This window comes from Micromonospora sp. NPDC002575 (assembly GCF_042889525.1).
Taxonomy (GTDB): Bacteria; Actinomycetota; Actinomycetes; order Mycobacteriales; family Micromonosporaceae; genus Micromonospora; species Micromonospora carbonacea.
On sequence record NZ_JBIARA010000006.1, the window covers coordinates 252,149 to 265,792 of the forward strand.

The window sequence follows — 13,644 nt, forward strand, 5'->3', positions numbered from 1 at the left end:
GCAGTCAGCCGAGGCGCGTCAGCCCGGCGGCGGCGCGCTCGATGATGAGGCAGGCGTCCTCGACGTAGTCGATGCCGCCCTCCTCGGCGATCCGTCGCGCCTCGGGCGAGACGATGCCGAGCTGCAACCACACCGCGGGCGCGCCGATCTCCACCGCCTCGCGGACCACCTCGACCGCGTCGGCCGGTCGGCGGAACACGTCGACCAGGTCGACCGGGTGCGGGATGGCGGCCAGCGACGGGTACACCCGCTCGCCGAACAGCTCGCCGTCCAGCGTCGGGTTGACCGGGATGATCCGCCAGCCGTACCGCTGCATCTGCGCCGGCACGGTGTGCGCCGGCTTGCGGGGGTCGCGGGACGCGCCCACGACGGCGATGACGGCGGCGTCGGCGAGGATCTGCTGAGCGGTGCGCACCCCGCGACTCTAATCGACAGGCGACCTCACGGCGTTCGTAGCAGGCCATCCCGGTGGAGCCGGGGGGTGTCGAACGTGCGGGTGGCCGCGCCGGGCAGCGCCAGCGGCAGGGGTGGAGCCGCCGGCGCTGCCCGCTCGGAACCGGCCTCCTCCGGGGGAGCGGAGAGGTTGTCCCAGCGCACGGACCTCATTCGAACACGTGTGCGAACGAAGCGCAAGTGACGTGCCGGACACCGGCGCACGGCGGGCCGGGCGTCGGGGCAGGATGAGGGTATGGAGAGGTCGACCTTCGTCTACGACGGCGACTGCGCGTTCTGCACGAAGTGCGCGGAGTTCATCGAGCGCCGCATCCCCACCCGGGCCCGGGTGCTGCCCTGGCAGTTCGCCGACCTCGACGAGCTGGGCCTGACGGAGGCCGAGTGCGCCGACGCCGTGCAGTGGGTCGGCGCGGACGGCTCCCGGGCCGCCGGGCCGGACGCGATCGCGCGGCTGCTCGGCGACAGCGGTCCCCTGTGGCGGGTCGCGGGGGCCGGGCTGCGCTTCCCGCCCGCCCGCGCGGCGGCCTGGCCCGCGTACCGCTGGGTGGCCCGCAACCGGCACCGGCTGCCGGGCGGCACGGCCGCCTGCGCCGTGCCCTCGGCCCGCCGGGACTGACCCTCACAACGCCCGGAGCGCGGCGAGCAGCCGCTCCAGCAGTTCCAGCGAGGGCCGCCCGTCGCGGGACGGCAGGTCCCGCACTTCGACCAGCCCCGCCCGGCGCAGCCCGTCGAGCAGCACGCGGACGGCGTCCACCGGCAGGTCCAGGTCGGTGGCGATCTCGGCGACCGACAGCGGACGCCGGCACCGCCGGACGATCCGTGCCTGCTCGGGGGTGAGCCGGGGGAGTCGGCCCGTGCCCGGCCGGGCCAGCACCAGGGAGGCCAGGTCGAGCCGCTCGGCCTCGCTCGCCCTGCCGTCCGTGCCCGGGGCGGGTGGCGCGGCGGCCACCGCGAGGAGGGCCGGCCGAATCCGGCCGGGCGCGGTGGTCCCGGCCCGGACGACCGGCCCCGACCCGGGCGGTACGGGCGTCGGGTGCGCCGGCCCCGACCCGGGCGGGACTCCGCGCGTGGGGTGTGCCGGCCCTGGTCCGGCCGCGCCGGGCGGCGACGTCGGCTGCGCTGGCAGGTGCCGGTCGGCCTCCGTCACGAAGCGCGCCACCTCGAACTCGATGTCGGCCGCCCGGGACTGTCCGTCGGCGCGCAGGGCCAGGACGACGCCGGTGCGGATGCCGGTGACGTGCAGGAGCGCCTCCGACATCCGGGCGACGATCCGTCGTGGCTCGGCGTCGGCGCAGAACCGGGCCGTGGCCGCGCCGAGCGCCCACAGGCCGGCGACCCGGCCCGCCACCTGCTCGGCCACCGCCGCGTCGGTGCCCCGGGAGGCGCCGAGCCGGAGCCCCTCGGGCGAGAGCAGCACGGCGAGGCGGGCCCCGGGCACCCGGTCGACCAGCGCGTCCAGTGCCCGCATGAGCGCGTCGCTTCCGCCCGCCGCGGCTACGGCCCCGGTGGTGCGGACGGCCGCCCCCGCGGCGGGAGGGCCGGTGTCGGGAGGGCCGGTGTCGGGCGGCGCGTCCGGGCAGGTCGTCGTCATGGGGCCGGCCGCTCCCGCCACGCCCCGCCGGCCGCCACGGCCACCCGCTCCGCGACCAGGGTGCGCAGCAGGGCCAGCAGCTCGGTGCGGTTGGCGCAGTTCAGCCGCGACCGCATCCGGGCCACGTGGTGCTCCACGGTCTTGGCGGAGATGAACAACCGGTCGCCGATCTCGCGGTAGGTCAACCCGGCCAGCACCAGCTCGGCCACCTCGTGCTCGCGCTCGCTGAGCTCGCTGCGGGGCACGGCGTCGACCTCGACGACGGCCGGCAGGGCAGCCCCGCCCGCCGGGGAGCGCGGCCCGCCCCTGGCGCTGGCAGGAGCGCCCTTCGCCCCCGCCTGCCGGCCCTGGAACACCCGGGCGCAGTCCAGCAGGGCGGTCATCGCCCGCCGGTCCGCCGTGCGGATGGCGGCCTGCCCGGCGAGCCGGGCCGCGTCCCAGCAGTATCCCGCGTCGTACAGGCCACGGGCGGCGGCCTCGACCCGGGCCGGGTCGACCGTGCCCCGGAGGACGTCCACCCAGCTCGCGGCGGCGGTGGCGGCCACCGCCGCGTACCGGCTGTGGTCTGCGGCGGCCGTCAGGGCCGCCACGTGTTCCTCGGCCGTGCCGGGCCGGTCGGCGAGGATGGCGGCGTGCAGCCCGCTCCAGTGCAGCGGCGCGCTCCACAGGGCGGGGTCGCCGAGCCGGCCCAGCAGCGCCCGGGCCTGGTGCAGGTGCGGTTCCAGCCGGTCGAGGTCGCCCAGCCGGGCCGCCGCGATGGCCAGCTCGCCGAGGGGCAGCAGGGTGAACAGGTCGACGGGGTGCCGGACCACGGCGTCCAGCGCGTGCCCCCAACCGCGCTGGAGCGCGCCGAGGTCGCTGTTGCGTCGGGCCACTCCCAGTTCCAGCGCCGTGGCGAAGAGCAGGTCGCGGGACTCCAGCGGGCCACCCGCGGCGGTCGCCGCCGTGGCGGCGTCGGCCGCGGCGGCCGTGCGCCCCCGCAGCATCAGGATCCACGCCCGCAGCAGCAGGTGGCGGCGGGCCAGCAGGGGACCGCCGATCCCGCTGGCGGTGGCCCGGTCGAGCACCCGCTCGGCGATGTCCAGCTCCGCGCAGTGCATCCCGGTCAGCGCGGCCAGCGCGGCGGGGCTGTCGGGCAGGAGGACGGTGCGGCCGTCCGGTTCCAGCAGGGCCGCCGCCTGCACCAGGGTGGACAGGGCGGTGGTGGGCGTGCCGTCGATGCTGGCCCGGACGCCCTCGGCCATCAGCCGGGCCGCGCCGGCGCCGAGCGTCGGCGGTCCGCCGGCCGGCGGATCCACCGACCCGGCGCTGCCGCTGGCCGCCGTCGCGGTGGCGAGCGACCCGATCTCGGCGAAGGCAGCCGCCGCAGGGGTGCCCGACCAGCGGTGCAGCTCCACGCTGCGGCCGGTCTGTCCCCGGTGCGCGAGGGCGGTCGCGGCGACGGTCGCTGCCTCGGCGCGGTCGTCCGGCGCGGCACCGGCGAGCAGCCGGTCCGCCAGCCGCAGGGCGGTGTCCAGGTCGCCGGCGAGCAGCGCGGCGACGGCCTGGCGGCCAGGGGCGGAGGAGCCGGCGGCGGTGGCGGCGGCGAACAGCTCGGCCGCCAGCGCCGGCTGTTCGGCCAGCGCCTCCTCGGCCGCCGCGCGCAGCGCCGGCGCGGGGCAGTCGCCGAGGGCGCCGACGGCCCGCAGCGCGGAGACCAGGGGCAGGACCGTGCCGCCCCGGCTGAGCCGCTGCTCGACGAGCCGGTGCCAGACCGCCGTCCGGTCGGTGGGCGGGCTGAGGGCGACGACCGCCTGGCGGACGAGCGGCGTGATCCGGTGGTCGGCGGTGAGCAGGCCCGCCGCCCGGGTCGCGGTGACGAGCTCGGCCACCGCGCCGGGCGTCCGGTCGAGCAGCGCGCCGAGCAGGTCGACCGTCAGGGGTACGCCGGCGGCGAGCGCGAGCAGCAGGCGGCGGGCGTCCGGCGTGAGCCGGTCCAGGTCCGGCCCGAACTCCACGAGGGCCGACTGCGGCGGCTCGCCCGGCGACGCCGTCCCGCCCGGGGCCGGCATGGCCGGCGGAGTCGGGCCCGGGGTGGCCGGCAGGTCAGGGGCCGGGGCGGCGGACAGCCCGCGTACCAGCCGGTCCACGTCCCGGGGCACGCCGGCGGTCTGCGCCTGCACGTGGTCGGCCAGGTCGGCCCGGCGGGCCTGCTCCGGTGCGGCGGCGCAGCGCGCGGCGGTCTGCTCCGGGGTGAAGGGGACGAGCAGCACGGGCTCGGCGTGCCGGCGCAGGGCGTCGGCCAGCTCGACCAGCGCGGCGCGCCGCGGCCAGGGGCGGTATGCCACGGCGATCCGGTGCCGGCCGGCGTCCACCAGCGCCCGCAGCACGCCGAGCCGCGCGTCGTCGAGCAGGTGCGCGTCGTCGACCAGCAGCACGGTGCCGGGCTCGGGCGGCGCGGTGGCCGCCGGCACCGTGCTCAGCACGGTCTGCCCGGCCTGCCGGCAGCGGCGCGCCACCTCGCCGAGCAGGGCGGTCTTGCCGTGGCCGCCCGGGCCGGTTACGGCGAGCGCGAACGGCGCGGCCGGGTCGGCGGCGAGCCGGTCGAGCAGGGACCGCCGCTCCCGGCCGAGCAGCAGCGGGCGCTCGATAGTCATGATCATCTTATGCTTCCCTCGCGGCCACGCCGGCGCAGCGACGCCAGGCGGGACGCTCTCGGCAGTTCCAGTGGGGCGATCCGGACCGGGGGCCGGGGCGGTGGCGCGTCCGGGAACCCGCCGTCGCCGCCTTCGCCGCGCCCGGGGCCGCGTCCCCCGCCCGGCACCGGGGCGACCGCCGCCGCCCTGGCCACCCGGAAGCCGGCGACCTCCACCGGTTCGGCCCCGTGCCGCGTGTCGGGCACGCGGGGCCGGGGCGCGACCACCTGGCGGGCGGCCAGCGCCGCCCCGGTCGCCGCGACCAGCTGCGGGTCGGGGGCGACCTCCACCGGGCCCGGCAGGGCCGCGCCGAGCAGCTCGGCGACCAGCGGGACCCGGGTGGCGCCGCCGGCGAGCAGGACGCCGTCGAGCCCCGCCGGCTCCAGCCCGGCACCGTGGACGGCCCGCAGCAGCAGGTCGACGGTCGCCCGTACGGCCGGTCGGATCATCTCCTCGAACTCCGCGCGGGCCACCGGCACCCGCGCCGGCCCGGTCGGGAGATCCAGCACCACGTCGGCCTGCGGGGCGACGGACAGCTCGTGGGCGGCCCGCTCGCACGCCGGCGGCAGCTCCCGCGCGGCGGCGTCCGCCTGCTGCGCGTCGAGGGCGGACAGCTCCCGCGCCAGCACGGCCCGGACGTGGTCGGTCAGCTCCGCGACGAACTCGGCCCCGCCGCAGCCGGGCAGGCCCTGCGGCAGGCCGAGGGTCGCGTACGTGCCGTCCGCGTTCCGGCGGACCAGCGCGCCCTCGAAGGTGTCCCCGCCGAGGGCGTACACGGCCGCGAGGTCGCCGGCGAAGCCCCGCGCGGCGTGCCCCTCGGCGACCGTCACCGGGCAGGGCAGCAGCGTCACGCCGGGCACGTCGAACTCCCACAGCGCGCGCCGCAGCAGCTCCCGCCGGTGCGGGCCCCAGCCCGCCGGGTGGCTGACCACGACGGCCTCGGCCGGGCCGCCCTCGGCGGCCCGGACCTGCTCCACCACCCAGCCGGCCAGCATCGCCGTCAGGGTCTCCGCCGGGTACGCCTCGCCGCCGAGCACCACGGGCACGTCGTCGCCGACCCGGCGGACGAAGCCGCGCACGGTCCGACCGCCACCGTCGCGGGTGGACGCGCCGACCGTGAGGCCATCGTGGGCGGACAGGCGCAGCGCGGAGGCGACGGTGGTCGACCCGGCGTCCAGCGCGACGGCCTCGGGGTGCGTCCAGTCGATGCCCCGTCGCCGGGCGACGCTGGCGGCGGTCGTGGTGTTTCCGATGTCTATTCCCAGGACGTACGGCATCGTCTCTTCCTCACCAGGAGTTGGCCGACCGGCGGCGACGGTGTCGGGACGTGCGGTCACCCGGCCCGGCAGACCCCGTGGGTTCATACGTTCGTACCAGAGATCGAAGCTGAACCGGGCCCCTAACTTCGGGCTGCCGGATTCCCCCCATCCCCCTAACGGATGGCGGAGGCAGGGCCCCGATCCGGCGGGGGCGGTTTCGGGTCGTTCCCCGATGCCCGTCGCCGGCCCCGTCCGTAGCGTCACCGGTCACGGTCGACGTCCGTCGACGCCGGTCACTGTCGACGTCCTGTCGACGCCGGCGACACGTCCGAGGAGAAGCGGCTCATGGAACCGAACCAGACCCTGCACGACTTCGTGCTCAACCTGCTGACCGACCCCGACGCCCGGTCGGCCTTCGACCTGGACCCGGAGGGCGCGTTGCAGGCGGCCGGGCTCCAGGACATCACCGCCGCCGACGTCCAGGACGTGGTGCCGCTGGTGGTCGACTACGCGCCGGCGCAGGGCCTCACCTCGCTGGCGCCGGTGGCGCAGTTCGGCCTCGACCCGCTGCCGGCCGACGCCACCGACGCGGTGGGCCAGTTGCAGCACGTGGCGCAGCAGATCGGTGTCACCGGCTCCTCCGCCGGGGTGGACGTCAAGGCCGGGGTGCTGGGCACCATCGCCGTGGATCCGGCCACGGTCTCGGCCGGGGTGACCGTGCTGCCGGGGGTCGGGTTGGGCGTCGGGCGCGGCGGCGTGGACACCGACCTGACCGGGGTGGGCGACGTGACGCACACCCTCGACCAGGCGGTGCCGGGCGTCGACGCCGTCGATCCGGTGGTCGGGGGCGTCACCGGCGCGGTCGACGGCCTGCCGGCCACGCCGGACGCGGGCGGCCTCGACGACTCCGACCTGCTCGACGGGGACCTCGGCGGCGTCCTGCCCGGCGTCCACGGTCAGGTCGGCGGGCTGGTCGACTCCATCGGCGTCGACGACGCCCTGGGCGGGCTGGGCCTGCCCGGCGGCGCGGGCGGCGTGGTGCCGCCGGTCGACGTGCCCGGCACCGTGTCGGGGGTGACCGACCACGTGGACGACACGGTCTCCGGGACGCTGGGTGGCGTCACGGGCGCGGTCGGTGGCATCACCGGTGGCGTCACCGGCGGCCACGGCGGCGCTCCCGCCGGCACCGACTCCGGCCTGCTCGGGCTGGGCGACGGCCTGTTCTGAGCGGCCTCGACGGTGGGCGGGGCCGGGGCACGAGGGGGTGCCCCGGCCCGGTCCATCGTTCACCGCCTCTTGATAATTTCTCCGCAATCGGCACACTTGGTCCCGTGATGGCGGGAATCTGGCTGGACGTGCTCGACGAGATCGCCCGGACCTGCACCGCCCACGGGCGTGCCGACCTGCTCCGCACGGTCCACCACAAACGGGTCCAGCTCCTCGATCCGGCGCTGCGCGTGCTGGTCGTCGGCGAGCCGGGCCAGGGCAAGAGCCAGCTGGTCAACGCCGTCGTCACCGCGCAGGTCTGCCCGGTCGGCGACGGCCGCACCACCGTCCTGCCGACGGTGGTGCGGCACGCCGAGACGGCCTGCGCCGCCGTGGTCCGGCACCCGGTGCAGCGGGAGCGGCCGGCCGGGCCGGTCGGGTCGGCCGGCGCTGCCGTGCCGGCCTCCGCCGGCTCCTCCGTCGCGCCTTTCGTGGCGGCCCCGGCCGTGTCCCCGGCCGCCGAACGGACACCGCTGCCGTTGGACCAACTCGCCGCCGGGGTCGCCGGGCTCCTCCCGCGCGGCGGCGGCCCCGCCCACGTCGAGGTGGGGGTCCCCCGGGCGCTGCTCGCCGACGGTCTGGTGCTCGTGGACACCCCGGCGGGCGACGGCGCGGCCCTCGCCTCCGGCACGCCGGAGGCCGCGTTGCACCGGGCCGACCTCGTCCTGCTGGTCTCCGACTCCACCCGGGAGCTCTCCGTCGCCGAGCTGAACCTGCTGCTACACCTGACCCGGTCACACCCGAACGTGGCGGTGGTGCAGACCAAGACCGACCTCGTGCCCGACTGGCGGGCGGTCGCCGAGCGCAACCGGCGGCACCTGCACGAGGCCGGCGTGCCGGCCGCGCTGATCCCGGTCTCGGCGGCGCTGCGGCTGCGGGCGGCGGTCGCCGACGACCACCCGCTCAACGCCGAGTCGGGCTTCCCCGTGCTGATCGCCCGGCTCCGCCGGGACCTCGCCGGCAAGGGCGACGCGCTGGCCCGTACGGCCGTCACCATGCTCGCCCGCACGGTCGTCGAGCAGCTCGCCGCCCCCCTGCGTGCCGAGCTGGACAGCCAGCAGGTCGAGGAGCAGGCCGGGCCGATCTCCCGGCTGCACGCCGCCCAGCGCGAGGTGGACGAGCTGCGGCGCTGCTCCACCCGCTGGCAGAACACGCTGTCGGACGAGATGACCGACCTGCTCTCCGACATCGAGTACGACCTGCGGGAGCGGACCCGGCAGATCCTGCGCGAGGTCGACACGGCGTTCGACACGGCCGACCCGCTGACCGGCTGGGACGTCTTCGAGGAGTGGCTGGAGCGCAGCCTCGCGGCGGCGGCGCGGGAGAACCACCAGTGGCTGGTCCGTCGCTGCGACTGGACCGCCCGCCGGGTGGCCGCCCACTTCGGCCGGTACGGCCACGACGCGCTGCCGGAGTGGTCGACGGCGGTGCCGGAGGACCTCGCCGAGCGGCTGCCGCACTTCGAGCGGCCGGCGATCGACCGGTTCACGGTGACCCAGAAGGTGCTCAGCGGCATGAAAGGCTCGTACGGCGGGATGCTGATGTGCGGGCTCGCGCTGACCCTGGCCGGAATGCCGATGATCAATCCGGTGTCGGTCGGGTTCGGCGCGCTGCTCGGGGGCAAGGCCATCCGCGACGAGAGCCGGCAGCACCTGCGGCACCGGCAGTCGGCGGCGAAGACGGCGGTCCAGCGGCACGTCGACGAGTTCTTCCTCCGGGTGACGAAGGACTGCCGGGACACCGCGCGGCAGGTGCAGCGGCTGCTGCGCAACCACTTCACGGCGCTGACCGAGGAGCTCCAGGAGGACATCGTCCAGTCGCTGCGCAGCGCGAAGCAGGCCGCCGACACCGACGCCGCGGCCCGCGACCGCCGGCAGCGGGAGATCCGGGCGAGGATGGCCCGGCTGGCCCGGCTGCACGAGCAGGCCCAGGGGCTGACGGCCGGTCGTGACGCCGGCCCGGTGCTGCTGGAGCAGCCGGCATGACGGCCGCGCGAGGGCTGGAGGACGCGGTGTGGGCCCTGCTGCACGAGGCCCTGCACCACTACCGGGACCATCCCTGGGCCGCCGACCGGCTGCGGCACGAGCTGGCCAGGCTGGAGGAGCCGCTGCGGGTCGCCGTCGTCGGCGGGTGGCGGTCCGGGAAGTCGACGCTGCTGAACGCGATCATGGGGGAGCAGGTCGCGCCGGTCGCCGGGATCGACGGCGAGGAGACCTTCACCTGGTACGAGGACGGGCCCGCCCCGGGGGCCACCGCCTGGTCGACCGACGGCGTGCCACAGGAGCTGGCGGTGACCCGGTCGGCGACCGGCCTCCGGGTGGACGGGGCTGGTTGGCGGCCCGGCGAGCTGCGCGACCTCGTCGTGCGGTGGCCGACCCGGGCCCTACGGCAGCTCACCCTCATCGACACGCCCGCCGTCGCCGACCCCGACGAGCGGGGGCGCGCCCCGGTGGTCGAGCGGGCCCTGCGGGACGCCGACGCCCTGCTCTACCTGACCCGCGACGGCCGCGACAGCGACCTGCGGGCGCTGGAGGCCGAGCGGGACGGGATCGTCGGCCAGGCCGGCCCGGTGCACGTCCTCCTGGTGCGCTCGCGCGCCGACGAGACCGGCGGCGGGCGGATCGACGCGCTGCTGACCGCCCGGCAGCTCGTCCGGCGGCAGCAGCGCGACCCCCGGGTGGCCATCCGCTGTGTGCACGCGCTCGCGTGCAGCGGCACCGTGGGCCTGGCCGGCCGGACGCTGGGCGAGGCGGACTTCGCCGCGCTGGCGGAGCTGGCCCGGGTGCCCCGCCCGGAGCTGGAGGCGCATCTCCTCTCCGCCGACCGGTTCGTCCGGGCCGGGCTGCCCGTGGGCCTCTCCGTCGACGCGCGGGCCGCGCTGCTGGAGCGGCTGGGGCTGTTCGGCGTCCGGCTGGCCACCACGCTGGTCCGCACCGGCTGCGACAGCCGGGTGAAGCTCTCCACCGAGCTGATCCGGCGCAGCGGCCTCACCGAGCTGCGGGAGTCGGTCAACCGCCTCTTCGTGGACCGGCAGGGCACCCTGAAGGCCCGGTCGGCGCTGGTGGCCGTGGAGGGGCTGCTGCGCGCGGAGCCGGGCCCCGGCACCGGCGAGCTGCTCGGCGTGGTGGAGCGCATCGTGGCCGGCGCGCACGAGTTCGCGGAGCTGCGCCTGCTCGCGGCGCTGCGCGCGGGGCGGGTCGGGTTCGCCGCCGAGCCGGCGGCCGAGGCGCAGCGGCTGCTCGGCGGCGAGGGCAACGGGCCGGCGGCCCGGCTCGGTGCGGAGCACGACGCGACCGCGCGGCAGCTGTGGGAGCTGGCCGTCGACGCGCAGTGGCGGTGGCGGGAACGCGCGGAGGACCCGACCCTACGGCTGGTGCAGCGGCGCGGGGCGGAGGTCGTCGCCCGCAGCTGCGAGGGGCTGATCGTCGAGCTGGCCGGGCCGCCCCGTCGCCCCACCCCGGCGTAGCCGCCCCGCTGGCCCGCCCGGGCGGAGCCGGCGCAGCCAGGCGACCGGGCGCACCCGCTCCAGCGGCAGGAAGCTGGCCATCGCCACCAGGTGCGGGGCGAACGAGATGGTGATCGTCGCCATGGTGACCAGGTGGAACGAGTAGAAGAAGCCGACCGTGGCCAGCCGGGCGCGGGCCGGCAGCACGAAGACCACCGGGCTGAGCAGCTCGAAGGCGAGGATGCCGAACTGCGCCACGAGCAGCAGGTGCGGCACGCCGGCGATCAGGTCGGCCAGGTCGGTGCCCCGCCGGATGATCGCCTTGGCGAGCACCGAGCCGGTGGCCCAGTCGAGCCCCCCGAACCGGAACTTCGCGAAGGCGGCCAGGAAGTAGGTGCAGATCACCGCGATCTGGGTGACCCGCAGCGCCCAGCCGCCGGCCTCGGTGCGGGTCGGGTCGCCGTGCCGGGCCCGGCCGGCGGTGGGCAGCGCGGCGAGCGCGACGAGCAGGCCGAACCGGTCGTGGTCGACCTTGCCGTAGCTCATCGCGATGATCATCCACTCCAGGTAGAGCGCGAAGACCGACCAGCCGAGCAGGCGGTGGGCCCGCCCGGTCGCGGCGAGCAGGGCGAGGGCCAGCAGCGCCCAGAAGATCGCGCCGACCAGCGCCGGGGTGGGGGTCGGCAGCGGGAGCACCCGCCCGACGAGCAGCGGCTGGTAGAGGTCGCCGGGCACGCTCGCCCGGGCGCGTACCCAGGGGGTGAAGAACACCAGGTCGGCGGCGACGAAGAGGTAGACCAGGGTGCGGAAGGCGGCCACCCGGCCCCGGGGGACCGCCTCGGTGAGCCAGCCGCTCACCCGTCCGCCCGCCAGCTCACCACGGTCTCGTCGGTCCAGCGCCCCGTCGGCCGGGCGTCGGCGATGCCGTACCAGCGGACCACGATGCGCACCTCGACCAGCGCGGCGGCGTCGGGGTGGCGTTCGGCGTACGCGTCGGCGACCCGGCGCAGCCGGGCCGGGTCCTCGACGTACCGGCTCTGCTGGCCCTCGATCTCGGCCCGGCGGATGCCGGTGGCCTCCTGGCCCAGGTCGACCACGGCCCCGGTGCGGTCGACGCCCTCGACGCGGGTGTCGGGGGCGGCGGCGTCCGGCGGGTCGGACGTGGAGTACATCCGGAACGGCCCGAACGGGAAGTCGTCGTCGGTGCCCCAGACGGTGCCGGCGAACAACACGACGAGGCCGAGCGCGGTGGCGGCCAGTCGGGCCCCCCGGCCCCGGCGGGTCAGCGTTTCCATCGGTTTCCGACGGTACGGGATGAAGGGCACCCTTCGGGTCCCTCCGTCGGGTGGGGTGCCCCAACCGTACCGGTGACGCGGGCACCGTGACGCCCGCCGAAGGGCGGGTGACGTGGCGGCGGCCGGACCCCGGGTGGGATCCGGCCGCCGGCTGCGCGGGCTCGGTGGCGCCCGGCGCTCAGTGCTGGTGCTCGGCCAGCTTCTTGCGGACGTCGTCCATGTCGAGGCCCTGGACCTGCTCGATGAGGTTCTCCAGGGCCGACTCGGGCAGCGCCCCCGGCTGGGCGAAGACGATCACGCCGTCCCGGATCGCCATGATCGTCGGGATCGAGCGGATGTCGAACTTCGCGCCGAGCTCCTGCTGGGCCTCGGTGTCGACCTTGCCGAAGACGATGTCGGGGTGCTTGTCGGAGGAGCGCTCGTAGACCGGGGCGAACCGCTTGCACGGGCCGCACCACTCCGCCCAGAAGTCGACGAGGACGATGCCGTCGCCGCCCGCCACCTCGTCGAAGTTCGCCGTGGTCAGCTCAACGGTTGCCATGTGGACTCTCCGATCACCGCGGAATCACGTACGCCTGCTGGAACCAGGACGGGACCCGGCGCATTCCCGGGCGTCCGCCCCCGAAACCAGGCGGGGCCGGGGACGGGGTGTCAGCGTATCGATTCATATCTGTTGCGGGCGTCCTTGCCGCGTGCACATGCATGACGCATTTGCGTGACGGGACGTGATGGGAGCGTTTCCACAGGTAGGGGCCCTGATTGCTGATCAACTTCGATGATCTGATGCCTGACTAGCGACGATTGGACCTGCGGTGATCGCTCCCACACTTCATGATCGCTACTCTGCGCATTGTTACGAAACGATAAATGTGACCTCGGTCTCTGTTGACCGGGCCTCGTCGTGCGGCAGAATCTTCCCCATCAGAGCGTGGGCGGCGGGTGCCGGGGAGGGCCCCGCCGCTCATTGCGTCTCCCCCCGGGAGCGCGGCCGGTGTGACATTTCCTCGCCCGGCTGCGGCCCCCGGCCTCGCCTTAACCCTCGATAAGGCATGCTGGCCCGAACTCCGTCGCCCGCCCGTGGAGGGGGACCCCGATGCAGTTCGGCCGCTACTACGAGGAGTTCGAGGTCGGCGCGGTCTACCGGCACTGGCCGGGCAAGACCGTCACCGAGTACGACGACCACCTCTTCTGCCTGCTCACCATGAACCACCACCCCCTGCACCTCGACGCGCACTACGCCGGGACGGCGAGCCAGTTCGGCCGCAACGTGGTGGTCGGCAACTACGTCTACTCCCTGCTGCTCGGCCTGTCCGTGCCCGACGTCAGCGGCAAGGCCATCGCGAACCTGGAGGTCGAGTCGCTGCGGCACGTCGCGCCGACCTTCCACGGCGACACCATCTACGGCGAGACCACCGTTCTGGACAGGCGCGAGTCCTCCTCGAAGCCCGACCGGGGCGTGGTGTCGGTGGAGACCCGCGGCTACAAGCAGGACGGCACCATGGTCTGCGTCTTCCGCCGCCGGGTCATGGTCCCCAAGCGGGCGTACGCTGCCGCGACCGTGCCCAACGGCGTCGACCCGGAGCGGCCGAGCTTCCCCGAGCCGCGCTGACCCCCTCCCGCACGCCGGCGGCCCCGCGCCACGCGGTTGCGGTGAAGGGGC

Annotated in this window: 13 protein-coding genes; 5 read left to right on the top strand and 8 right to left on the bottom strand. The window is 76.3% G+C overall.

The genetic code is table 11. The annotated features are described in order from the left end of the window. Positions 1–4: 4 nt before the first annotated feature. Both ACFYWL_RS12525 and ACFYWL_RS12530 read right to left on the bottom strand, forming a co-directional pair. A complete protein-coding gene (locus tag ACFYWL_RS12525; RefSeq protein ID WP_145775075.1) occupies positions 5–415 on the bottom strand; it encodes a CoA-binding protein in 411 nt (136 codons plus the stop codon). Between the two features lie 26 nt (positions 416–441). Beyond that, positions 442–597 carry a hypothetical protein gene (locus ACFYWL_RS12530; RefSeq protein WP_386971143.1) on the bottom strand — a complete coding sequence of 52 codons (156 nt, stop codon included), beginning with the start codon at positions 595–597 and terminating at the stop codon, positions 442–444. Between the two features lie 91 nt (positions 598–688). On the opposite strand from ACFYWL_RS12530, the gene ACFYWL_RS12535 reads away from it, so the two are divergent. Further along, positions 689–1,069, top strand: coding sequence for a thiol-disulfide oxidoreductase DCC family protein (locus ACFYWL_RS12535; protein ID WP_386971146.1), 381 nt, complete (start codon positions 689–691; stop codon positions 1,067–1,069). A gap of 3 nt (positions 1,070–1,072) precedes the next feature. Here the strand turns inward: ACFYWL_RS12535 and ACFYWL_RS12540 are convergent, their stop codons facing one another. Genes ACFYWL_RS12540 through ACFYWL_RS12550 form a run of 3 tightly spaced genes read right to left on the bottom strand, consistent with a single transcriptional unit; the run spans position 1,073 to position 5,996 of the window. After that, a complete protein-coding gene (locus ACFYWL_RS12540; RefSeq protein WP_386971149.1) occupies positions 1,073–2,044 on the bottom strand; it encodes a DUF742 domain-containing protein in 972 nt (323 codons plus the stop codon). Further along, a complete protein-coding gene (locus ACFYWL_RS12545) occupies positions 2,041–4,680 on the bottom strand; it encodes a LuxR C-terminal-related transcriptional regulator (protein ID WP_386971152.1) in 2,640 nt (879 codons plus the stop codon). The genes ACFYWL_RS12540 and ACFYWL_RS12545 overlap by 4 nt, the downstream gene beginning before the upstream one ends. 2 nt (positions 4,681–4,682) lie before the next feature. After that, complete coding sequence (locus tag ACFYWL_RS12550; protein WP_386971155.1) at positions 4,683–5,996, bottom strand: Hsp70 family protein; 1,314 nt, start codon at positions 5,994–5,996, stop codon at positions 4,683–4,685. 327 nt (positions 5,997–6,323) lie between these two features. Here ACFYWL_RS12550 and ACFYWL_RS12555 point away from each other — a divergent pair, with 327 nt between their 5' ends. The 3 genes from ACFYWL_RS12555 to ACFYWL_RS12565 all read left to right on the top strand — a co-directional run bounded on the left by ACFYWL_RS12555 (position 6,324) and on the right by ACFYWL_RS12565 (position 10,710). Beyond that, positions 6,324–7,205 carry an IniB N-terminal domain-containing protein gene (locus ACFYWL_RS12555; RefSeq protein WP_386971158.1) on the top strand — a complete coding sequence of 294 codons (882 nt, stop codon included), beginning with the start codon at positions 6,324–6,326 and terminating at the stop codon, positions 7,203–7,205. A 107-nt stretch (positions 7,206–7,312) separates the two neighbouring features. Then, a complete protein-coding gene (locus ACFYWL_RS12560; RefSeq protein WP_386971336.1) occupies positions 7,313–9,229 on the top strand; it encodes a dynamin family protein in 1,917 nt (638 codons plus the stop codon). Beyond that, positions 9,226–10,710 carry a hypothetical protein gene (locus ACFYWL_RS12565; RefSeq protein WP_386971160.1) on the top strand — a complete coding sequence of 495 codons (1,485 nt, stop codon included), beginning with the start codon at positions 9,226–9,228 and terminating at the stop codon, positions 10,708–10,710. Before ACFYWL_RS12560 ends, ACFYWL_RS12565 begins: the two co-directional genes overlap by 4 nt. Here ACFYWL_RS12565 and ACFYWL_RS12570 read toward each other — a convergent pair. The 3 genes from ACFYWL_RS12570 to trxA form a co-directional block, all read right to left on the bottom strand. Next, positions 10,609–11,547, bottom strand: a complete 939-nt coding sequence (locus ACFYWL_RS12570; RefSeq protein WP_386971163.1) for an MFS transporter permease — start codon at positions 11,545–11,547, stop codon at positions 10,609–10,611. The two genes, ACFYWL_RS12565 and ACFYWL_RS12570, sit on opposite strands and share 102 nt — an antisense overlap. Further along, on the bottom strand, positions 11,544–11,984 hold the full coding sequence (locus ACFYWL_RS12575) for a hypothetical protein (RefSeq protein WP_386971165.1): 441 nt from the start codon (positions 11,982–11,984) through the stop codon (positions 11,544–11,546). The genes ACFYWL_RS12570 and ACFYWL_RS12575 overlap by 4 nt, the downstream gene beginning before the upstream one ends. Before the next feature lie 178 nt (positions 11,985–12,162). Next, positions 12,163–12,525 carry a thioredoxin gene (trxA, locus tag ACFYWL_RS12580; RefSeq protein ID WP_386971168.1) on the bottom strand — a complete coding sequence of 121 codons (363 nt, stop codon included), beginning with the start codon at positions 12,523–12,525 and terminating at the stop codon, positions 12,163–12,165. A gap of 552 nt (positions 12,526–13,077) precedes the next feature. Here trxA and ACFYWL_RS12585 point away from each other — a divergent pair. Continuing rightward, a complete protein-coding gene (locus ACFYWL_RS12585) occupies positions 13,078–13,593 on the top strand; it encodes a MaoC family dehydratase (protein WP_386971171.1) in 516 nt (171 codons plus the stop codon). Positions 13,594–13,644 lie beyond the last annotated feature (51 nt).